Annotated in this window: 20 protein-coding genes; 11 read left to right on the plus strand and 9 right to left on the minus strand. The window is 69.5% G+C overall.

Going from position 1 to position 21,614, the window contains the following annotated elements; translation table 11 throughout:
* Positions 1-2: 2 nt before the first annotated feature.
* Both FKR81_RS25580 and FKR81_RS25585 read left to right on the plus strand, forming a co-directional pair.
* On the plus strand, positions 3-560 hold the full coding sequence (locus FKR81_RS25580) for a hypothetical protein (RefSeq protein ID WP_146355209.1): 558 nt from the start codon (positions 3-5) through the stop codon (positions 558-560).
* Positions 553-1,101, plus strand: coding sequence for a hypothetical protein (locus tag FKR81_RS25585; RefSeq protein ID WP_235921764.1), 549 nt, complete (start codon positions 553-555; stop codon positions 1,099-1,101). Before FKR81_RS25580 ends, FKR81_RS25585 begins: the two co-directional genes overlap by 8 nt.
* Before the next feature lie 184 nt (positions 1,102-1,285).
* Here FKR81_RS25585 and FKR81_RS25590 read toward each other — a convergent pair whose 3' ends face one another.
* Entirely contained in the window at positions 1,286-1,627 is a 342-nt protein-coding gene (locus tag FKR81_RS25590; RefSeq protein ID WP_146355211.1) for a hypothetical protein, read from the minus strand.
* A 193-nt stretch (positions 1,628-1,820) separates the two neighbouring features.
* Between FKR81_RS25590 and FKR81_RS25595 the strand changes: the two genes are divergently transcribed.
* Positions 1,821-2,171, plus strand: coding sequence for a YciI family protein (locus FKR81_RS25595; RefSeq protein WP_186763168.1), 351 nt, complete (start codon positions 1,821-1,823; stop codon positions 2,169-2,171).
* Between the two features lie 4 nt (positions 2,172-2,175).
* A complete protein-coding gene (locus FKR81_RS25600) occupies positions 2,176-3,387 on the plus strand; it encodes an RNA polymerase sigma factor (protein WP_146355215.1) in 1,212 nt (403 codons plus the stop codon).
* Here FKR81_RS25600 and FKR81_RS25605 read toward each other — a convergent pair.
* The 4 genes from FKR81_RS25605 to FKR81_RS25620 form a co-directional block, all read right to left on the minus strand.
* Positions 3,359-4,126, minus strand: a complete 768-nt coding sequence (locus FKR81_RS25605) for a GntR family transcriptional regulator (RefSeq protein ID WP_146355217.1) — start codon at positions 4,124-4,126, stop codon at positions 3,359-3,361. The two genes, FKR81_RS25600 and FKR81_RS25605, sit on opposite strands and share 29 nt — an antisense overlap.
* Before the next feature lie 64 nt (positions 4,127-4,190).
* Positions 4,191-5,024, minus strand: coding sequence for a glutamate ABC transporter substrate-binding protein (locus FKR81_RS25610; RefSeq protein WP_146355220.1), 834 nt, complete (start codon positions 5,022-5,024; stop codon positions 4,191-4,193).
* A 185-nt stretch (positions 5,025-5,209) separates the two neighbouring features.
* The gene (locus FKR81_RS25615; RefSeq protein WP_146355448.1) at positions 5,210-7,864 is read right to left on the minus strand and encodes a bifunctional acetate--CoA ligase family protein/GNAT family N-acetyltransferase; all 2,655 of its coding nucleotides are present in this window, start codon (positions 7,862-7,864) and stop codon (positions 5,210-5,212) included.
* Positions 7,861-9,033, minus strand: coding sequence for an acetoin utilization protein AcuC (locus tag FKR81_RS25620; protein WP_146355222.1), 1,173 nt, complete (start codon positions 9,031-9,033; stop codon positions 7,861-7,863). Before FKR81_RS25620 ends, FKR81_RS25615 begins: the two co-directional genes overlap by 4 nt.
* Before the next feature lie 144 nt (positions 9,034-9,177).
* On the opposite strand from FKR81_RS25620, the gene FKR81_RS25625 reads away from it, so the two are divergent.
* On the plus strand, positions 9,178-9,768 hold the full coding sequence (locus FKR81_RS25625; protein ID WP_146355223.1) for a DUF3558 domain-containing protein: 591 nt from the start codon (positions 9,178-9,180) through the stop codon (positions 9,766-9,768).
* A gap of 55 nt (positions 9,769-9,823) precedes the next feature.
* Here FKR81_RS25625 and FKR81_RS25630 read toward each other — a convergent pair whose 3' ends face one another.
* Positions 9,824-10,660 carry a sulfurtransferase gene (locus FKR81_RS25630; protein WP_268891579.1) on the minus strand — a complete coding sequence of 279 codons (837 nt, stop codon included), beginning with the start codon at positions 10,658-10,660 and terminating at the stop codon, positions 9,824-9,826.
* An 88-nt stretch (positions 10,661-10,748) separates the two neighbouring features.
* Between FKR81_RS25630 and FKR81_RS25635 the strand changes: the two genes are divergently transcribed.
* From FKR81_RS25635 to FKR81_RS25650, 4 genes are read left to right on the plus strand one after another with little or no spacing between them, the layout of a single operon-like run.
* Positions 10,749-11,441 (plus strand): metal-dependent transcriptional regulator, encoded by a 693-nt coding sequence (locus tag FKR81_RS25635; RefSeq protein WP_146355227.1) that lies wholly within the window; start codon positions 10,749-10,751, stop codon positions 11,439-11,441.
* A gap of 11 nt (positions 11,442-11,452) precedes the next feature.
* On the plus strand, positions 11,453-12,610 hold the full coding sequence (gene galK / locus FKR81_RS25640) for a galactokinase (RefSeq protein WP_146355450.1): 1,158 nt from the start codon (positions 11,453-11,455) through the stop codon (positions 12,608-12,610).
* A gap of 24 nt (positions 12,611-12,634) precedes the next feature.
* Positions 12,635-13,597, plus strand: a complete 963-nt coding sequence (gene galE, locus FKR81_RS25645; RefSeq protein ID WP_146355229.1) for a UDP-glucose 4-epimerase GalE — start codon at positions 12,635-12,637, stop codon at positions 13,595-13,597.
* A complete protein-coding gene (locus tag FKR81_RS25650; RefSeq protein WP_146355231.1) occupies positions 13,598-15,589 on the plus strand; it encodes a S9 family peptidase in 1,992 nt (663 codons plus the stop codon).
* A 60-nt stretch (positions 15,590-15,649) separates the two neighbouring features.
* On the opposite strand, the gene FKR81_RS25655 is transcribed toward FKR81_RS25650, so the two are convergent.
* Both FKR81_RS25655 and FKR81_RS25660 read right to left on the minus strand, forming a co-directional pair.
* Complete coding sequence (locus FKR81_RS25655) at positions 15,650-16,672, minus strand: DUF4192 domain-containing protein (protein ID WP_186763169.1); 1,023 nt, start codon at positions 16,670-16,672, stop codon at positions 15,650-15,652.
* 201 nt (positions 16,673-16,873) lie between these two features.
* Entirely contained in the window at positions 16,874-18,655 is a 1,782-nt protein-coding gene (locus FKR81_RS25660) for a Xaa-Pro dipeptidyl-peptidase (RefSeq protein WP_146355234.1), read from the minus strand.
* Between the two features lie 200 nt (positions 18,656-18,855).
* Here FKR81_RS25660 and add (FKR81_RS25665) point away from each other — a divergent pair, with 200 nt between their 5' ends.
* Entirely contained in the window at positions 18,856-19,830 is a 975-nt protein-coding gene (gene add / locus FKR81_RS25665) for an adenosine deaminase (protein ID WP_328593160.1), read from the plus strand.
* A 115-nt stretch (positions 19,831-19,945) separates the two neighbouring features.
* Positions 19,946-20,947 (plus strand): adenosine deaminase, encoded by a 1,002-nt coding sequence (gene add, locus FKR81_RS25670; protein ID WP_146355238.1) that lies wholly within the window; start codon positions 19,946-19,948, stop codon positions 20,945-20,947.
* On the opposite strand, the gene FKR81_RS25675 is transcribed toward add (FKR81_RS25670), so the two are convergent.
* Positions 20,930-21,439, minus strand: a complete 510-nt coding sequence (locus FKR81_RS25675) for a TrmH family RNA methyltransferase (RefSeq protein WP_146355240.1) — start codon at positions 21,437-21,439, stop codon at positions 20,930-20,932. The two genes, add (FKR81_RS25670) and FKR81_RS25675, sit on opposite strands and share 18 nt — an antisense overlap.
* Positions 21,440-21,614 lie beyond the last annotated feature (175 nt).

Here is a 21,614-nt window from a genome sequence, read left to right on the forward strand (position 1 = left end):
CGATGTCAACCGGCAGCGTCATCATCCTGTTGGTCGCGGTGCTGGTCGTACTCGTCTTGGTCGCTATCGCAGCCAAGGTGTTCATGCAGCGCAAGCGGCTGCGTGACCGGTTCGGTCCGGAGTACGACCGCACCGTGGCCGACAGCGACAACCGGACCGCCGCGGAGAAGGAACTCGCCGCGCGCGAGAAGAAGCACACCGAGTTCGAGCTGAAGCCCCTGACCCCCACCGCCGCCGACAGCTACGCGCGGCACTGGGCCGCGCTGCAGGAGCAGTTCGTCGACTCGCCGGCCAAGGCCGTCACGGACGCGGACCGACTGGTCACCGATCTGATGGCCGAGCGCGGCTACCCCACCGAGGGCTACGAGGCCCAGCTGAGCGTGCTGTCCGTGGAGCACGCGAAGACGCTGGAGCACTACCGTGCGGCGCACGACATCTCCGAACGCGAGGAGATCGGTGAAGCCGGCACGGAGGACCTGAGGACCGCGATGGTCCACTACCGCACACTGTTCGAGGACCTGCTCCACACCGGCGTCCGCAGGGAGAAGACCGATGTCTGAGCGTCACGCCGTCACGACCGAGGACCTGGCGAACCAGGAGTTCACCCCGGAACACCGGCGGTCGGACGAACCCATGACCGACGAGTTCCCGGAACAGCACCAGCCTGATCACGACCGGGCGCCGGACGACCTGCGGCCCGAGGCCGACGACTTCCGGCCAGAGGCCGACGAGCCGATGGCCGAGGAGCAAGTGGCCGACGAGCCGGTAGCCGACGAGCCGGTCGCGGAGACGCCGCCCGCAGTGGTGGACACGCCGAAAACCACTGAGCCGCAACGGACTCCGCTGTTCGAGAACGACGACATCGACCGGTTCCGCACCGACTGGCGTTCGCTGCAGTCCGATTTCGTCGACGACCCGCGCGCGGCCGTCCAGCAGGCCGACGAGCTCGTCGCCGAGGTGATGCAGGCGATGGCGACCACGTTCGCGGAGCACAAGCGGACGCTCGAGCAGCAGTGGTCGCAGGGTGAGGCGCAGACCGAGGACCTGAGGATCGCTCTGCAGCAGTACCGCGTGTTCTTCCAGCAGTTGCTGGCCGTCTAGTCACAACGAGTGCCCTGGCGCCATGGCCGTAACAGGTCATGGCGCCAGTTGTGTCCGATCAACTGTGTCCGATCAACTGTGTCCGATCAACTGTGTCCGATCAACTGTGTCCGATCAACTGTGTCCGATCAACTGTGTCCGATCAACTGTGTCCGATCAACTGTGTCCGATCAACTGTGTCCGATCAACTGGGGAGCTCGCGGATCTCCATCTCCAGCACGTCGATCTCGTCGCTGATGGCCTCGTCGAGCATGTCGTCGAGCAGCTTGCGGCAGTCGGCCGCACCGCACTTGGTCCGTCCGGAGCCGAACCGGGGAACCTGCTCCCACCAGACCGCCGGGTTGTTCCAGAACGAACCCGAGCCCTGGTCGACCCCCTCCAGGCAGCGCAGGCGCTTGTCGTGGTCGGGCATCGCCCGCACGAACTCGATGAAGAACGCCAGCGCGTCGGGGTTGCTCACCGGAACGGCGCCATAGCCGCGCAGGCAGTCCTCGAGTTCAGCGAGGAACTCGGCCTTGAAGGTCACGGCACACCCCGCTCCCTCCGCACCGTTGCGGTCTCCGGGTAGTCCCACAACAGTACCTCCGCAACTTGAGTCACAAACGAGTGCGAACGGGCGGTTCCTCCGCGCGTCCATCAGGATTCTGGTGACCCGCTGTCGATTTCGATGTGGCCGCTGCGTCATGGATGTAGCCGGATCGGAGCCTGAGGAGGATGCCATGCAATACGCACTGCTCATCTACCAAGTCGACAAGCACTGGGCGGAGGCCGACGAGGCCGAGCGGGCACGCATGTACGCGGAGCACGGCAAGTTCGTCGAGCTGCTCAACGCGCACGACGCGATGCGGGGTGGCGCGGAGCTCGCGCTGTCCGCCAACGCGACGACCGTGCGCAGGAACAACGGTGAGGCGCTGCTGACGGACGGCCCGTACGCGGAGACGACCGAGCAGATCGGCGGCTACTACATCGTCGAGGCCAAGGATCTGGACCAGGCGCTCGAGTTCGCGAAGGCCTGCCCCGCGGACATCGTCGAGGTGCGGCCTTTCGCACCTGCTTCGGAGCCCGGCTAGCCACATGATCCAAAATCGGGTCGAGCAGGCGTACCGCGAACACTGGGCACGCCTGCTCGCCCTGCTCACCGGCCAGTTCCGGGACATGGACCTGGCCGAGGACGCGCTGCAGGACGCGTTCGCCGACGCGGTGCGCACGTGGCGGAACGACGGTGTGCCAAGCAATCCGGCCGCCTGGCTGCTGACCACCGCGCGGCGGCGCGCCCTCGACCGCATGCGCAGGGAAGCGAGCAACGCTCGCAGAATGCCGCTGCTCGTGGTGGACGGAGGTGAGCCCGAGATGGCTGACATGTCAGCGATACCCGACGAACGGCTGCGGCTCATCTTCACCTGCTGCCACCCGGCGCTCGCGCAGGAGTCGCGGGTGGCGTTGACGTTGCGGTGCGTCGGCGGCCTGACGACACCGGAGATCGCGCGGCTGTTCCTGGTGTCGGAGACAACGTTGGCAGCCCGCATCGGCCGGGCCAAGAAGAAGATCGCGATGGCGGGCATCCCCTACCGGGTACCGGAATCGGGCGACCTGGCCACGCGGCTCGACGGCGTGCTCGCGGTCGTCTACCTCATCTTCACCCAGGGCTACGCGAACCGGGCCGAGCTGGCACCCGAGGCGGTGCGGCTGGGTCGCGTGCTGGCCGAGCTGCTGCCGCGCGAGCCGGAGGTGCTGGGGCTGCTGGCGTTGATGATGTTGCAGCACGCGCGCAGGCTGGCCAGGTTCGACGACGGCGGCGCGCTGGTGCTGCTGGCGGACCAGGACCGCGAGCTGTGGCGGTGGAACGAGATCGCGGACGGGCTCGCGGTGCTCAACCGCGCGCTGGCGGCCAATTCCCTTGGCACGTACGCGATCCAGGCGTCGATCGCGGCGCACCACGCGACCGCGCGACAGGCCGCGGACACCGATTGGGAGCGCATCGCCGTGCTCTACGCGGAGCTGGAACGCCTGACCGGGTCGCCCGTCGTGCGGCTCAACCGCGCCGCCGCGGTCGCCGAGTGGCAGGGGCCGGGCGCGGCGCTGAACCTGTTGGCGGGCTTGGACGAACTGCTCCCCCGCCACCACCGCCTGCCCGCGACGCGCGCGGAGCTGCTGTCCCGGCTCGGCCGCGACACCGAGGCCGTCGAGCAGTACGACCGGGCGCTGGAGCTGGTCGGCGACAACTCCGAGCGGGCGTTCCTCTGTGGACGGCGCGACGTCAGCGCTCGGCGTGCAGCCGGGCGATGAAGCTGAACCGGTCGCCCCGGTAGAGCGAGCGGGCGCGTTCGATCGGGTGCCCGTCCGTGTCGAAGGAAACGCGGTGCAGCAACAGCATCGGCAGCGCCGGGTTCGTGCCGATGAGCAACGCCTCGCGCGGCGTGGCGAGCACGGTCTCGATGCGCTCCTCGGCGTCCAGGAACTCGACGCCGAGCTTCTCGGTGAGGCACGCGTAGAGCGACGTCGTCGGGTCCAGCACGTCGAGCAGGCGCGGGAAGCGGATGGCCGAAAGATACGTCGACTCCAGGCCGATGCGCTCGTCGTCGGCGATGAGCACGCGTTCGAGGTGGAAGACCGGGTCTCCCGCTTCGAGCAGCAGGTCGCGCGCCAGCTGCTCGTCGGCGGTCACGCGTTCGCACGTGATCACGTTGCGGCTGGGCTCGACGCCCTGGCGCCGCATGCCCTCGGTGTAGCTGACGAGCGACAGCGGCTGCACGAGCTTCGGCGGCGCGACGAACGTGCCGCTGCCCTGGCGGCGGATGAGCTTGCCCTCCAGCACCAGCTCGCTCACTGCCTGCCGCAGCGTCACCCTGGAGACGGAGAACCGTTCCGCCAGCTCGCGCTCCGACGGCAGGACCGTGCCCTCACCGAGTGTCTCGACGAGGTCGAAGAGCTCCGTCTTCACCGCGTAGTAGCGGGGGACCCTGCCGTGGTCGGGTACACCGGCACGGACCGGGCGGTCGGCGCGGTGCGATGTAACGCGGTTCACGTTTTGTGAGCATACGTCACGGAACGTGCGGCGGTTCAGTGCTCTTCGGCACTGTTCAAAGGATTCAGTCCTTGAGCTGGGGCGGCTCGGGGATCTTGTAGCCGGAGGATCCGATGTTGTCCTCGAGCGACTTGCGCCAGGCACCGGAGTCGATCATCTTGCGGACCGCCGCGACGATCTTGGCCTTGCTGCTGGGGTCGTTGCGGTGGATGCCGATGCCGTACTCCTCCTTGCTGAACGGGTCACCGACGACCCGGAGCAGCTCGGGGTTCTGCGCGGCGTAACCGGCCAGCAGGACGTCGTCCGTGGTGACCGCGTCGACGTTGTCCGCGAGCAGCGCCGTGACGCAGTCGCTGAACTTCGCGTACTCGACCATCCGCACATCCTTCGCGAACTGGTCGCGGACGTAGGCGGCGGACGTCGAACCGGCCGTGGAGCAGAGGCGCAGCGTGCTGTTGAGCGACTTGGGGCCCTCGATGCGGCTCTCGTTCATCCGCACGAGGAGGTCCTGGCCGGCGACGAAGTACGGGCCGACGAAGTCGACGAGCTCCTTGCGCTTCTCGGTGATCGAGTAGGTCGAGACGACCATGTCGACCTCACCGGTCGTCAGTAGCGTCTCGCGCGAACCGGTCTGCGCTTCTTTCCAGACGATGTTGGTCTCGGACACGCCCAGCTCGTTGGCGACGTACTTGGCGACGTCGATGTCGAAGCCCTTGTACGAGTTGTCGAGACGACGCACCGACATGCCCGGCTGGTCGAAGGAGACGGCGATGGTGAGCTTGTTGGTAGCGCTCGCCTTGCCGACGATGGTCGTCTGGTCGCTGCTGCCGCACGAGGCGAGAACGAGCAGAGCCGCGCATGTGCCGGCCACCAGGCGAAGAACCGCTGCGGGCGTCATTCTCTCCCTCTTCGACTTGCTTGTGTGGGCGTGCGCCGACGCGAGTACGCGGACGTCCTCGTCCAGCGGTCCAGCGGTCGGCGATGCCGGAAACCTAGGCGGCCGATGGACGCATGTCCATACCCGGTCTCGAATAGAGACAACGGAATCGAGGCAACCTGAGTTCAGTTCAGATTTACCACAACTCAACGCAGGCGTCGCGGGCCGACGTCGTGCAGCGACTGCCGCGACCCCACGGTGATCTGCGCGCTGCTGACGTACGCCCCGGCGGCGGAGGCCATCACCGGCTCCAGGGTCAGGCACCGCACCTCCGGAAGGTCCTCGGCCAGCGCGGCCGAACGGAGTACCAGATCCTGCAAAGCGTCCAGGTCAGCGGGTTCGTCACCGCGGTAGCCGGCGAGCAGCGGGGCGGCCTTGGGCGCGCGGACCAGTGACGCGGCATCGGTGTCGGTCAGGGGTACCGCCCGGTAGGCCCGGTCGCCGAGGAGGTCGCTGACGAGTCCCGACAAGCCAAATGAGACGAGTGCGCCGAACGAGGGATCGTCCTGGAGGCCGAGCGTGCACGAGATTCCCTTGGGGGCCATGCGCTGCACGTAGACACCGTCCAGTTCGGAGAGCTCGACGAGGTCCGCGTAGGCGGCGCGGACGGACTCCGCGCCGGACACGTCCAGGCGCACGCCGACCAGGTCGGTGCGGTGGCGCAGGCGTTCGCTGGTGGATTTCATCGCGACCGGGAAACCGAGTTCCACGGCGGCTTCGACGGCCTCCGCGGCCGAGTGCACGATCCGGAACGGGACGACGTCGATGCCGTAGCAGGCGAGCAGGCGCACGGCGGTCTCGTCGTCGACGCGCACGTCGCCGTCGCCGAACTCGGCGAGCACCGCGTCCACAATGGAGCGGGCCTTCGCCGTGTCGATGCCGTCGGGCCGGATGAAGTGCCCCTGGGGCCTGGATCGCCAACTGGCGTACCTGGTGGCGCGGGCGAGCGCGAGCACGGCGCGTTCAGGACTCGGGTAGCTCGGGATGGAACCGCGTCCCGTGCCGGGAACCGCGAGCTCGTCCGGGATGCCCTCGACGGCGAGGAACGTCGACACGATCGGCTTCGTCTGCCCCGACACGGCTTCCCTGAGCGCGCGGGCGTAAGCCGTACCGGGAACGGCGAGCGGCGGGACGAAGACGACGACGAGCGAGTCGGTGTCCGGCCGGTCCAGTGCCTCCTGCACGGCCTTGGCGAACTCGATCGGGTCGGCCTGCGCGCCGACGTCGACCGGGCCCCAGGCGAGTTCGAGACCCTGCGCGAGGAGCGTGTCGGCGGCGAGGACGCCGATGGCGGTGGAGTTGCCGACGACCGCGACCTTCGAGCCCTTCGGCAACGGCTGGTGCGCGAGCAGGAGCGCGGTGTCGAACATCTGGGCCAGCGACTCGACCCTGATCACGCCCGCCTGTTCGAACAGGGCCTGCACGCTTGCTTCGTCAACCGGCACACCGGTGGCGGCGAGCGCGGGCGAGACGGCGTGGCGGCCGGACTTGACCGCGACGATCGGCTTGGTGCGGCCGAGCCTGCGGGCGAGGCGGGCGAACTTGCGCGGGTTGCCGAACGACTCGAGGTAGAGCAGGACGACGTCGGTCGCCGGGTCGGTCTCCCAGTACTGGAGGAGGTCGTTGCCGGAGACGTCGGCGCGGTTACCCGCGGAGACGAAAGTGGACAGTCCGAGCCCGCGTGACGCGGCGTTGGCGAGGATCGCGGTGCCGAGCGCGCCGGACTGGCAGAAGAAGCCTGCGCGGCCGCGGTTCGGGAACTTCGGTGCGAGGGTCGCGTTGAGGCGGACCTTGGGGTCGTTGTTCAGCACACCGAGCGCGTTCGGGCCGACGACGCGCATGCCGTGCGCGCGGGCCTCGGCGGCGAGCCTGCGTTCGGCGCTCAGGCCGTGCGGTCCTGTTTCGCCGAATCCGGAACTCACGACGACGAGTGCCTTCACGCCCTTGGCGAGACAGGCGTCCATGACCTCGTCGACGCTCGCGGCGGGGACGGCGACGACGGCGAGGTCGACGTCGTCGGGGATGTCGAGCACCGACGGGTACGCCCGCACGCCGCGCACGCTCCGGCGTTCCGCGTTGACCGGGTAGACGGGGCCTTCGAAGTCGGCGGACAGCAGGTTCGTGAGCACGGCGTACCCGACCTTGGTCGGGTCGGTCGACGCGCCGATGACGGCGACGGACCTCGGGTGCAGCAGGTTGTGCACGCTGCGCGCCTCGGCGGCCTGTTCGCGGGCGCGGGCGACGGCGACGGACTCGTCGGTGGGGTCGATGGCGAACTCGAGGTGCAGGACGCCCTCGTCGAACTCGCGACTGACCTGGTAGCCGGCGTCGCGGAAGACGCGGACCATCTGGCCGTTCTCGGCGAGCACCTCGGCCTCGAACTTGCTCAGCCCGACCTCGCGAGCGGCGGCGGCGAGGTGTTCGAGGAGGATCGAGCCCAGTCCCCTGCCCTGGTGGCCGTCCTCGACGACGAACGCGACCTCGGCCGAGTCGCCGTTGTCGTCCTTGTTGAGCCGGTCGAACCGGCCGACGGCGACGATGTCGTCGCCGAGGAGCGCGATGATGGCGACCCGGTCCTGGTGATCAACGGTACTGAATCGTTCCAGGTCGCGTTGCGGGATGCGCGGGTACGGGCCGAAGTAGCGGAAGTACCGGGTCCGCTCGGAGAGCCGCCCGTGGAACTCGAGCAGCTCCTCGCCGTCGTCGGGCGTGATCGGTCTGAGGTGGACGGTGCCACCGTCGGACAGGACGACGTCGGCTTCCCAGTGCCTCGGGTAGTCGTACGGGTCGGACACTGTCAGTCCCTCGGGTCGTCGGGGTCCAGTCCGTGCAGCGGGAAGACCGCGCGTCGCGTGTCGCGGATGGCCTTGTCGACGGCGTCGTCGCCGTCTCCGCCCCACGGCTGGTGCACAGGGTCGCACCCATCGGTCATCGACGCAGGCAACGGCCAGTTGGGCGCGATGCGCGTCGCGTGCGCGACCCAGTCGGCGGGCAGCGGCAGGTCGGGGTCGAGATCGCGGTCGAGGACGGTGGCGAGCAGGTGCGTCCAGCTGCGCGGCACGACCCTGAGCAGTTCGTACCCGCCGCCACCCAGCGCGAGCCACTTGGCGTCGTGCCTGGTCACCAGCTCGCGCAACGCGAGGTAGATCGCCCGATGCCCGTCGACCGACAGGTGCAGGTCGGCGAGCGGGTCCTCCTTGTGGGTGTCGGCTCCGCACTGGGTGACGATCACCTGCGGCTGGAACGCGTTGATCAGCGCGGGCACCGTCGCGTGGAACGCCCGCAGCCAGGCGCCGTCCTTCGTGCCCGGCGGCAGCGCGACGTTGACGGCGGTGCCCTCGGCTCCCTCGCCGCCGACCTCGCGCGCCCACCCGGTGCCCGGCCACAGACTCATCGGGTTCTGGTGCAGCGACACGGTCAAGACTCGCGGGTCGTCCCAGAAGGCGGTCTGCACCCCGTCGCCGTGGTGGACGTCGACGTCGACGTACGCGATCCGGTCGAACCCGTTGCGCAGCAGCCACGCGATCGCGACGGAGCAGTCGTTGTAGACGCAGAACCCGGCGGCGTGGTCGGGCATGGCGTGGTGCAGGCCGCCCGCGATGTTGACGGCCCGGTCGGCCTCGCCGCTCGCGATCGCACGCGCCGCGGTGAGCGAACCTCCGACGACCAGCGCCGACGCCTCGTGCATGTGGTCGAAGACGGGGTTGTCGGCGGTGCCGAGCCCGTGTCCGACGTCCCACCCGGCGGTCGGCGCCGCTTGGACGGCGCTCAGGTAGCCGGGCCGGTGGACCAGTTCGATCTCGTCGTCGGTGGCGGTGACGGGGCTGACGACGTCGACGCCGTCGAGCACACCGAGCCCGGTGGCGAGCCGCACGGTCAGGTCGAGGCGGACGGGGTTGAGCGGGTGGTCGCCGCCCAGGTCGTAGCCGAGGAAGGACCGATCCCAGACGACGGTGACTGGCTTACCCATGACCGCAACCTACCGACCAATCGGCCTATCGGGTGATCACAGCTTGGTCGCCGACGAGCAATCCCCCGGTTTGGCGACTTACAGTGACCGCGCTCGGTCGGGGATCAGGGGAACCGAATTGTCTTGACAGGGGTCTGACAACACATGCAATCGCGACTCGCCTCCGCACTCATCGTGCTGACGCTGGCCATCGGCGTGACCGGATGCGCCCAGCGCATCGGCGGTACGGCCCTGGCGGGCGCAGACGCCAAGAAGGCCTCTGAGACCACGTCGAAGAAGCCCCCGACGTCCTCGTCGAAGTCGACGAAGACCTCCGCCCCGCCGACGTCGACGAAGTCGAGCTCGGGCGACGTGAAGATCAAGGTCGCCAAGAAGACCGAAGGCTACGAGGACTGCGACATCCTCAAGCCGGCCGACATCGCCACCGCCGTCGGCGGCAAGGCCGGTGAGGGCGGCTGCGTCCAGAGCACCGAGAACCCGTACGCCGTCATCACCCAGATGGTGACGTTCGCCGACGCCGACGGCGAGAAGAAGCCCATCGAGGTCGGGGGCAACACCGCGTGGGAGGTCGTCGACAAGGAAGGCGACTGCTCCATCGTCGTCATGCTCACCGACGACCCCAAGGCCATCACCCCCGCGTGGGTCGTGAAGGTCCTCGAGGTCGACGACATCGACTCCTGCGGCATCGCGCTCAAGCTCGCGACGCTCGGCTTCGAACGCCTCCCGAACGCCTGAGTCCGCGCGGACCTCGACGACGCCGTCGTACGGGTCGGCGAGGTCCGCCGCAGGTTCAGCCGGTAGCGACCTCACGGTCCTCGGCGCACCAGTTCGACCACGACCCCGCGTAGAGGGTCGCCGGGTTCTCCCTGCTCGTGATGCCCGCCACCTCGAGCGCGAGCACCACCGACGATGCCGTCACACCGGACCCGCAGTACGCGCCGACCGGCTCGCCGGGCTTCACGCCGATCTTCTCGAAGCGCTCGTCGAGCTCGTCGGACGACAACCAGCGGCCGCCGTCGCCGAGGTGCCCGGCCGACGGCGCGTTCAGCGCGCCGGGGATGTGCCCGGCCTTCGGGTCGATCGGCTCCGTCTCGCCCAGGTACCGCTGCGGCGCCCGCGCGTCGAGCAGCGCACCGTCGCGGGCCAGCGCGGCGGCGCCGTCGGCGTCGACGACCGGCATCTGACCAGGCCGGACGACGAAGTCGCCGGGGATCTGGTCGTGGACGTGATCGGTCACCTTGAAGCCCGCGGCCTGCCACGCGGCGAAGCCGCCGTCCATCACCGCGACCTCCCGGCATCCGGCCCACCGCAGCAGCCACCAGGCGCGCGCCGCGACGGACCCGTCGCCCGCGTCGTAGACGACGACCTGCCCGCCCTCGCGGACGCCGACCCGGCGCAGCACCTCCTGCAAGCGCTCCGGATCAGGCAGCGGATGCCTGCCCGCGGGCCCAGGCGGCGACGACAGCTCGGTGTCGAGATCGACGAACAACGCGCTCGGGATGTGCGCGGCCTCGTAGTCTTGACGTCCGGGTGGTCCGCCGAGGCGCCACCGCACGTCGAGCAGGGCGAAGCCCGCTCCCCACTTCATCGCCTCGGCGACCGTTTCGGGAGTGATCAAGGGGTCCACACGCCCCATCCTGCCGAACCGGGACGACCTTGTCCCAGGCAAGACCACCTATGCGACTAACATTGACACCATACGAAGGGGAGCGGGTGTGAACGACCTCATCGACACAACGGAGATGTATCTCCGCACGATCTACGAGCTCGAAGAAGAGGGCGTGGTACCTCTGCGCGCCCGCATCGCCGAGCGACTCGGCCAGAGCGGACCGACGGTGAGCCAGACCGTGGGGCGGATGGAGCGTGACGGCCTGGTGGTCGTCGCCGACGACCGCCACCTCGAGCTGACCGAGCAGGGCCGCAACCTGGCCATCGCCGTGATGCGCAAGCACCGCCTTGCCGAGCGCCTGCTGGTCGACATCATCGGGCTCGAGTGGGAGCACGTCCACAGCGAGGCGTGCCGCTGGGAGCACGTGATGAGCGAGGCCGTCGAGCGCAAGCTCGTCAAGCTGCTCGGCAACCCCACGACGTCGCCCTACGGCAACCCGATCCCCGGCCTCGACAAGCTCGGCGACGGCGAGCCCGCCCCGCCCGCCGAGGCGGACCTCATCCGGGTGGACGAGGTGGCCCGCCGCGGAGGCGGCCGAGTCGAGGTGCGCCGGATCGCGGAGCACGTCCAGCTCGACCCCGACCTGATGGCCGAGCTCCGGCAGGCCGGCGTAGTGCCGGGCGGCACGGTCGAGATCGACTCGCTCGGTTCAGGCAAGGTCGTCCAGGTCCGCGGCAACGGCAACACCGCCGAGCTCGACCCCGCGGTCGCGCACGCCGTCCTGGTGCTGGCCCGGTGACAGCTGGCTCGCTGACTCCGGCAGCCAAGGCGGCCTCGGCGTTCGAGCGTCAGCACGGGCGCGCACCCGAGGGCGTCTGGTCGGCTCCCGGCCGCGTCAACCTCATCGGCGAGCACACCGACTACAACGACGGTTTCGTGCTGCCTTTCGCACTGCCGCACCGCATCGCGGTGGCGGCCGCGCGCCGCGCCGACGGGATGCTCACCGTGAGCACCCTCGGCGACGACGGAGGCGTCCAGCACTCCCCGCCGGTCTCGGTGGCCGACCTGGCCCCCGGCACGCTCTCAGGGTGGAGCGCGTACCCGGCCGGTGTCGCCTGGGTGCTGCGCGACCAAGGCGTGCACGGCGGCGCCGACCTGGTCATCGCCGGGGACGTCCCCGCCGGTGCCGGGCTGTCCTCGTCGCACGCACTGGAGTGCGCGGTGGCGCTGGCGCTGCTCGGACTCGCCGAGCGGTCCGCCGAGCGCCCGGACATCGCCCGCTGGGTGCAGCGGGCCGAGAACGACTTCGTCGGCGCACCGACCGGCCTGCTCGACCAGACCGCGTCGCTGCAGTGCGTCGAGGCGCACGTGCTGTTCCACGACGTCCGCTCCGGCAAATCGGAACAGGTTCCGTTCGACGCTGCGGCGAGCGGGCTGGAGGTGCTGGTGATCGACACCCGCGCCAGCCATTCGAACACCGACGGCGGCTACGCCTCCCGGCGCGCGGGCTGCGAACGCGCCGCCGAGATCCTCGGTGTCCCCGCTCTGCGCGACGTCGACGTCACCGAGCTCGACCAGACGCTCACGCGGCTGCCGGAGGACGTGCGCCCATTGGTGCGGCACGTGGTCACCGAGAACGACCGCGTGCTGCGGACGGTCGACCTGCTGCGCGCCGGACGGCTGGCCGACGTCGGTCCGCTGATCTCGGCGTCGCACGCGTCGCTGCGCGACGACTACCGGGTCTCGTGCCTCGAGCTCGACATCGCCGTCGACTCGGCCATGTCCGCGGGCGCCCTCGGTGCCCGCATGATCGGCGGCGGCTTCGGCGGCTCGGCCATCGCGCTGGTGCCGACCGGCCTCCACACCGAGGTCGAGCGGGCCGTGCTCGCCGGGTTCGCGGCACGCTCCCTGACCAGGCCCCGGCTCTTCACCGCGGTTCCGGCCGCCGGTGCCGGCCGTGACATCTGACTGACTAGGAATGCGAGGAACGCGGTGAAGCTGCTCGTGACGGGTGGTGCCGGATACGTCGGCAGCGTGTGTGCGGCTCGGTTGCTGGAAGCCGGGCACGAGGTCGTCGTGCTCGACGACCTCTCCACCGGCCACGCGGACGCGGTCCCTGCCGGCGCCCGATTCGTCCAGGGCGACATCGCCGACGTGATCGGTGAAGTTCTCGCCGAGGGCTTCGACGGTGTGTTGCACTTCGCGGCGAAGTCCCTCGTCGGCGAGTCCATGCAGGACCCCGGCAAGTACTGGACGGGCAACGTCCTGACGGCGATTCGCCTGCTGGACGCGATGAAGGAGCACGGCACGCCGAAGCTCGTCTTCTCCTCCACTGCCGCGACTTACGGCGAGCCTCGGGAAGTTCCGATCCCGGAGACGGCGCCAACCCACCCGACGAACACCTACGGCGCGACCAAGCTCGCGATCGACCATGCGATCACGTCGTACGCGCAGGCGTTCGGCATCGCCGCGACGAGCCTGCGGTACTTCAACGTCGCCGGCGCCTACGGGCACATCGGGGAGCGGCACGCGGTCGAGACGCACCTCATCCCACTGGTGCTGCAGGTGGCACTCGGCCAGCGGGAGCACATCCAGATCTTCGGCGAGGACTGGCCCACCGAGGACGGCACCTGCGTCCGCGACTACATCCACGTCACGGACCTCGCCGACGCCCACCTGCTGGCCGTCGAGACCTCCGTCGCGGGCGAGCACCGGATCTACAACCTCGGCAACGGCACCGGGTTCTCGGTCAAGCAGGTCATCGACACCTGCCGCGAGGTCACCGGCCACCCGATCCCGGCCGTCGTCGCTCCCCGCCGTGCCGGCGACCCGGCCGTCCTCGTCGCGTCCGCCGAGCGCGCCCGCACCGAGCTGGGCTGGAAGCCCGAACGCGCCGACATCGCGGGCATCGTCCGCGACGCGTGGGAGTTCACCAAGACCAGGCAGGGGGCCTGAGTGACGGACTTCGCCTCGCTCGACAGCTACAACGCCACACCCCGCGTCTCGTCGCTCGCCGTGTCGCCGGACGGCACCCGGCTCGTCACGGTGGTGTCGTCGCTCGCCGCCGACGGCAAGACCTGGCAGGGCGCCCTGTGGGAGATCGACCCGCTCGGTGCCGCTCCCGCCAGGCGGCTGACCCGGTCGTCCAAGAGCGACTCCAGCCCGGTCTTCACCCCGGACGGCGCCCTGCTGTTCCTGTCGAGCAGGCCCGACCCGACCGCCAAGCCTGGCGACGCCACCGACAAGACCGCCCTCTGGCAACTGCCGGTCTCGGGCGAGGCCGCTGAGGTCTTCCGCCCCGGCGGTGGCGTCGGCCAGGTGCTCGTCGCCCGCGACGCGGGGACCGTGCTGCTCTCGGCGTCCGCGCACCGCCTGGTGGACTTCGGCGCCGCGGACGACGTCAAGCGCAAGGCCCGCGAGGATTCCGGGGTCACCGCGATCCTGCACGAGTCCTACCCGATCAGGCATTGGGACGCCGACCTCGGGCCCGCTCACCCGCGCCTGCTGACGGCTCCGGCCGTCCCGTTCGACGAGCCGGTAGAGCTCACCCCGGACGCCGACGGTCGCATCGCGGAGGACGTGGCGATCAGCCCGGACGGCCAGTGGGTGCTGTACGGGGAGGAGGTCGAGGTCAGCGCCTCCTACGGCCGCCACACCGTGCTGCGCCTCGCCGCCGCGGACGGCAGCGGCTCGCGCGTGCTCGCCGACGTGGAGCATCACTCGTTCTACCAGCCGACGTTCACCCCGGACTCGTCCGCGGTGATCGCGGTGCAGGCCCGCGACTCGACGCAGTCCTCGCCCACCCGGCACTGGCTGGTCCGCATCGACATCGCCACAGGTGCCGTCGAGCAGCTCGCGCCGTCGTTCGCCGAGGAGCCCGAGTTCCCGGTCGTCAGTCCCGATGGCGGCTCGGTGTTCTTCATCAGCTCCCACCTGGGGCACCAGCCGGTCTGGAAGCTCGACCTCGCCTCCGGCGAGATCATCAAGCTGACCGTGTCCGGTGCCTACACCGACGTCCGCGTCGCGCCCGACGGCTCCGCTGTCTACGCCCTGCGGAGCTCGGTCGACCACCCGCCGCAGCCGGTCCGGATCGACCCAGCTGTGGCGGACCAGGATCCCGTGCGGCTGCTGGCGCCGGGCGCTGTCACCTCGGTGCCGGGGACCCTGAGCGAGCTGTCCGTGAAGGTCTCCGACGGACGCACCGTCCGCGCGTGGCTGGTGCTGCCGGAGTCCGACGCGCCAGCTCCGCTGCTGCTGTGGGTGCATGGTGGTCCTGTCATGAGCTGGAACGGATGGAGCTGGCGCTGGAACCCGTGGCTGATGGCCGCGCGGGGCTATGCCGTGCTGCTGCCCGACCCGGCCCTGTCCACCGGCTACGGCCCGGACTTCATCGAGACCGGCTGGGGCCGCTGGGGCGGTGCCCCCTACACCGATCTGATGGCGATCACCGACGCGGCGGTGGAGCACCCGGCGATCGACTCCTCGCGCACCGCGGCGATGGGCGGCTCGTTCGGCGGCTACATGGCGAACTGGATCGCCACGCAGACGAGTCGCTTCAAGGCGATCGTCACGCACGCCTCGCTGTGGAACCTCGACGCCTTCACCGGTACCACCGACGAGTCGTTCTACTGGATCCGCGAGATGGGTGACCCGATCGCCCGCCCCGAGCAGGTCCTGGCCAACTCGCCGCATCTGCGGGTCGCCGACATCAAGACGCCGATGCTGGTGATCCACGGCGACAAGGACTACCGGGTGCCCATCGGTGAGGGGCAGCGGCTGTACTTCGACCTCGTCCGGCACGGCGTGCCCGCGAAGTTCCTGTACTACCCCACCGAGAACCACTGGATCCTCACGCCGGGGAACGCGAAGGTCTGGTACGAGACGGTGTTCGCCTTCCTGGCCGAGCACGTGCTGGACCAGGGATGGGAACGGCCCGAGCTGCTCTGACCCGGTCGTCGCGGTCTGGCTGCCCGGACTCCGGTCCGAGCAGCCAGACCGCACCAGGGCTCATTGCTGAGCACCCGCCGCGAGGTGCCAGGCGGCCTCCTGCGCGGCACCTTGCGCCAGCGCCCGGATGCGTGCGGGAGCGAGGCCGCAGTCGAGCGCGTGGCGCAGCAGGCCGGCCAGACGATGCCCTGGGCACGCCGTCTCCGCGGCGTGCAACGCGACCGAGGCCAGCCCGCCGTCGCCGCGCAGGTACGCGGTGAAGGCGAGCAGCGTCGCCGGGTCAGCTCGCTCGGGCGCGGGACAGCCTCGCGTCATCTCCAGCCACAGGTGCTCGGCCGCGGCCGACGTGGGTCCGATGGAGAACGAGAGGCTGGCGTCACGGACGCGGTCGTCGGACAGGGCCATGAGGAGACGCACGATCTCGTCGTCGGTGAGCGGGTTCGTCCGGCTGGGGAACTCGCCCACCGCGTCACGCACCAGGCGAATACCCGCCGCTGTCGCGATGCGCTGTTCCTCGACGGCTTCGTCGAGGAGAGCCGATCTGCGGGCCAGCACGTCGTCCGGCGCCGGGGCCACCAGCGCGGCCATCTCCGCCCGGTTGGAGAACGTGACGATGCCCGCCGCCGCGCTCGCCGCGGCGACCGGGGACGAGCTCGGGTCCGGCATCGTGCCGCCGCAGTCGATGTCGTCGTAGCAGTACCAAGGGGCGCCGGTCTGGCACGACTGCACCCACACGGCGTGGGCGACGGCCACGCCGATCGAGTCCACGGCGTCGTCGAGCACGTCGATCAGCTTCTTGTGGGGCAGTTCTTCCGGTGGGTCGGCTGTGCCGACGCCGCCGAACACGAGGAGCAGCACGCTGGTCGGCTGGTGCTCGCGTATCGGAATGAGCAGCTGTTCGGCCAGCGGCCGGCGGTGTCTGGCCAGTGGCAGGTCGACGCGCATGGTGAACGTGAGGTTGTGCTCGTGCATGGCCATGACGACCAGCGAGTCGTCCGGGTGGAACCCGAGTATGTGCGGCACGGAGGCGATCAGGTCCTCGGGAGCCAGCACGCGGAGCGGGGGCAGGAGTGGGGTGGTCATGGCGCCACTCTGCTCCGTTTGGCGCATTCCGTCCTGCCCCTTGGTCCCGGTTGTGGACAGGTGCCTGGGTGTGGACAGGTCGGGATCTTGGACTGGCTGAGGGCGGGGGTTTGTCGGGGGTGGCGTCTAGGGTGCCGCGGGTTCACGGCAACGGGGGCGTGACCACGGTCGTGGTCACGCCCCCGCGTCAGTGCGAACCGATCAGCCGAAGGAGTGGAACAGCGCACCCCAGCCGCCGACCACGGGCAGCTTGACCGTGGTGCGGGAGAGGTCCAGCGACAGACCAGCACCCGGCTTCGGGCGCAGGGTGTAGTCGTAGTCGCTGGAGATCAGCACGAACTCGAGCTTGTGGCCGGTCTTCAGGATGTAGTCGTCCGGCACGAGCTCGACCTCGACGTCGTAGGACTGACCAGGCGTGATCGGCTTCGTCCTCGACGGGCTGACCCGGTTCTGCGGATCGGTCCAGCCGCGGGTGATGACGTGCGACGTGCCGTTCGGCGCACGGTCGACCAGCAGGGTCGTCACGTTCGCCGCCGGCCGGTCGAACGCCAGCCGCAGGTCGGCGCGCGCGACACCGGAGAGCCGGATGTCCTTGCGCGTGGCGGGCGACGAGTACGACAGCCGGTTCGGCGACGACGGCAGGTCGATCAGCGACTCGGCGGTCTTGCTGGAGTCGTCGGTCAGCTTCTCGACCGCGCGGCCACCGGACCACAGGCCGATGCCGCCCTTCGCGGAACCGCCCGGCGTCAGCTTGAGCCGCACGTCCGACGCGTTCGGCGACGGCCACTCGGCCTCGTCGACCCACGTCTTGTCCTCGCGCTGCAGCGTCGCCTTGGGCTCGCGGTCGACACCGTTGCGCTGGCCCCACAGGTACTGGGTGAACCAGCGGTTGAGCGTGCGCCGCCACTCGACGGACCGCAGCGTGTCCGCGTCGGTGTGCCCGGACTGGTGCAGCCAGATCTTGTGCGCCACACCGTTGCGCTTCAACGCCGAGTACCACTGCTCGACGTGCGTCATCTTGACGTTCCAGTCGTTCAGCCCGTGCACCGCGAGAACGGCAGCACGCACCTTGCGGGCGTCGTTGACGTAGTTGCGCTCGTCCCAGAACTTGCTGTAGTCGCCGGTGATCCGGTCCTGCTCCTTGGCGATCTCGGCGATGACCGGCTTGCAGATCTCCCGGTCGGCGCGCGTGTAGACGTACTCGGCGAGCACGTCCTCGTCCTCGCCCTGGAACGTGCCGGGCGCGACGACGGCGCCGTCAGCGCGGTAGTAGTCGTACCAGCTGGAGATCGCCGCGATCGGGACGATCGCCTCCAGGCCCTTCACGCCAGTCGACGCGACCGCGTTGGGCAGGGTGCCGTTGTAGGAGACGCCCATCATGCCGGTCTTGCCGGTCGTCCACGTCGCCTTCACGGCGGCGCCCGCGGCGTCACGGGCCGACGTGCGGCCGTTCAGCCAGTCGACGACGGACTTGGCGCCGACGGTCTCGTTGCGGCCGCCCGACGTGGGGCAGCCGGTGGACTTGCCGGTGCCGAGCGACTCCGCGTAGACGACGGCGTAGCCGCGCGAGATGAAGTAGTCCTGGTAGCGCGTCGAGATGATCGGCTGCGGACCCACGGCTGCGGCGACGCGCTCGTCGGCCGACGCCTTCGTCAGCTTGCCGGTGCGCTTGTCCGGCACGTACAGCTCGACGTCGACGTTGTGGTTCGCGACGTCGTTGCCGCCGGAGAAGTACGGGCTGACCATGTAGACCACCGGGACCTTGAGTCCGCGGTCGGTCACCTTGGGCCGGACCACCTCGGTGTAGACCTCGTCGTCCTTGCCGTCACGGTCGCTGTCGACCGGGGCTCGGACCCAGAGGCTCTCCTTGACGACGTCCTTCGGGTCGAAGACGGGTTGAGCCTCGCCGTCTTTGAACACCGGGCCTTCCTGCGCGAACGCGGTAGCCGGGCAGAACGGCAGTGCGAGCACGGCCGCGAGCATTGCGGCTCTTCGTGCACCCCTCACGAGGGACCCCCAAGAAAGAATGGGTAATTGAACAGGGATAGAACGCACCCTCCACCGCGTCCACAAGACATGTCAAGCGCACTTCTGGTCCACATAGGACAGAGATGGAAAACACCCGACGAACGACCCCTTGACCTGAGACCATCAGGCGTGCTCTTTCGGACTTCGTCGCCGCGCTGCCCAAGGTCGAACTGCATCTGCACCTCGTGGGCGCGGCCTCGCTCGACACCGTGCTCACCCTGGCCGGAAACCATCCCGACGGTCCCGTTCCGACCGACGAAAACGAACTCAGGGAGTTCTACGCGTTCACCGACTTCCGCCATTTCATCGAGGTGTACGGGAAGGTCAACGATTTGGTGACGACCGGCGAGGACGTCACGACTTTGGTGGTCGGACTCGCGCGAGACGCCGCGCGGAGCAACGTGCGCTACGCCGAGGTGACGGTCAGCGCGACCAGTCACCTGCGCGTGGGCATCGCGCCCGACGAGCTCACCGAGGCACTCGAACGGGGTCGCGCCGCGGCGAAGGCCGACCACGGCGTCGAGCTCGCGTGGATCTTCGACGTTCCCGGACTGTGCGATCAGGACTTCGGGCTCACGAGCGCGGACTACGCGACCAAGTACCGGCCGGACGGCACCGTCGGCTTCGGGCTCGGCGGGTTCGAGGCCGACGCACCGCGTGCGGCGTTCAAGGACGCGTTCGCTCGGGCGCGTGACGCCGGACTGCATTGCGTCCCCCACGCGGGTGAGACGACGCCGTCGTCGGAGATCTGGGCGGCGCTGACGCATCTCCACGCCGAACGCATCGGGCACGGCGTCAGCGCCGTCGACGACCCCGACCTCCTGAAGCACCTCGCGGACCACGGCATCCCGCTCGAGGTGTGCCCGACGTCGAACTTGCGTACAGGTGTCATCAGTCAACTGTCGACACATCCCCTGCCGCGACTGCTCGACGCCGGCGTCGCGGTGACGCTCAGCACCGACGACCCCGGCATGTTCCACACCGACCTCGACCACGAGTACGTGCTGTGCGCGGAGGAGTTCGGGCTCGGCACGAGCGACCTGGCCGCCATCGCCCTCGCCGGCGTGGACGCGTCGTTCGCGCCGGACGAAACCAAGAGCGCGATCCGGGCGGAGATTGCTACGTTGTAGACGTGTACGTCATGGTGCCGCTCCCCCTCTACGGGGAGGACCATGAGCGCGGCGACCTCGACTGGTGAGTGACGGGCCCGATCCCGTCCACCCTCACCTGTTCGAAAGGTTCGTCATGCACAAGTTCATCTTCGGGCTGCCCAAGGTCGAGCTACACGTTCACCTCGTCGGCGCGGCCAGTACCGACACCGTTCTCACGCTCGCGCGCAGGCACCCCGAGGTCGGAGTCCCCACGGACGAGACCGAGCTGAGGAAGTTCTACGAGTTCACCGACTTCGACCACTTCGTCGACGTCTACGTGAAGGTCAACAGCCTGATGCTCAGCGGCGAGGACGTCTCGACGCTCATCACGGGCCTCGCCGAGGACCTGGCGTTCAACAACGTCCGCTACGCCGAGGTGACGGTGAGCGCGGTCAGTCACATCCAGATGGGCGTCGCACCGGACGAACTCAAGGCGGCGCTGGAGACCAGCCGCGTGCGCGCGCTCGCCGAGCACGGCGTGCACCTGGCGTGGATCTTCGACATCCCCGGCCTGCGGACACCGGGCGAGGAGCAGGCGACACTCGACTTCGCACTGCGTCAGCGACCCGGCGGCACCGTCGCGTTCGGGCTCGCCGGCCAGGAGGCCGGCCGGGACCGGGAGGGCTACCGCTGGGCGTTCGACATCGCACGTGACGCGGGACTGCACTGCGTCCCGCACGCCGGTGAGATGACCGGCCCGGCGACGATCTGGGCGGCGATCCGCGCGCTCCAGGCGGAGCGGATCGGTCACGGCATCAGCGCGGTGCGGGACCCGGCGCTGCTGAAGCACCTGGCGGACACCGGGATCCCGCTCGAGGTGTGCCCGATCTCGAACCTGCGCACCAACGTCGTGCGCTCGGCCCAGGAGCACCCTCTGCCGCAGCTGCTGGACGCCGGCGTCGTCGTCACCCTCAACACCGACGACCCCGGCATGTTCCACACCGACCTGAACAGCGAATACCTGTTCTGCCACCAGGAGTTCGGGCTCGGCCGGTCGGAGCTGGCCGACCTGGCGCGCAACAGCGTGCGCGCCTCGTTCGCTCCTGACGAGCTGAAGTCCCGGATCCTGAAGGAGATCTCAGAGCATGCCGGATAGCCGGTAGGCGACGAGGGAACCGGCCACGGCCACGTTGAGGCTGTGGCCGGTTCCGATCATCGGGATCTCGACGCATTGGTGCAGCAACGGCAGGGCCTCCGCCGGGATGCCCGTCGCTTCGTGGCCGAGCACGACCACGGTTCGTTCTCTCGCGGACGGCAGGTCGGCGAGGCGGACGGCCTCGTCGGCCAGTTCGACGCCGATCACCCTGGCGGTCGCGCGCTGCTTTTCCAGCCACCCCAACGGGTCTCCTGTGCGGTGCACGCAGCTGGCTTTGCGGAGCGTGTTGCCGCGGGCGAGTGCCTCGTCGACCCAGCGGAACGGTGGGACGACGAGGCACGCGCCGACGGCGTCGCACGTGCGGAGGAGTGTGCCGAGGTTGTCGCCGTGCATCGGCCACAGGGCGGCGATCAGCAGGTGGTCCCAGCAGCGGTGGGAACGGGTGCGGCGTTGCTTGTCCAGCTCTGCGCGGGTGCGCACGTGCACTGCCATGCGTGAGGGCGTTTCGCGGCACGCCCGGAGCCATCGACGACGAAGGTGTCCTCTCCAGCATAACTTCGACGCCCCGGATCGCCTCCACGGTTTGCCGCCACGCTCACGCAGGCGTCCCCGCCGGGGGTCCCCCAATTCTTACTCTGCCACGAAGCACCGACAGTTTTGGCGCCTC

The organism is Lentzea tibetensis (assembly GCF_007845675.1).
Classification (GTDB): domain Bacteria; phylum Actinomycetota; class Actinomycetes; order Mycobacteriales; family Pseudonocardiaceae; genus Lentzea; species Lentzea tibetensis.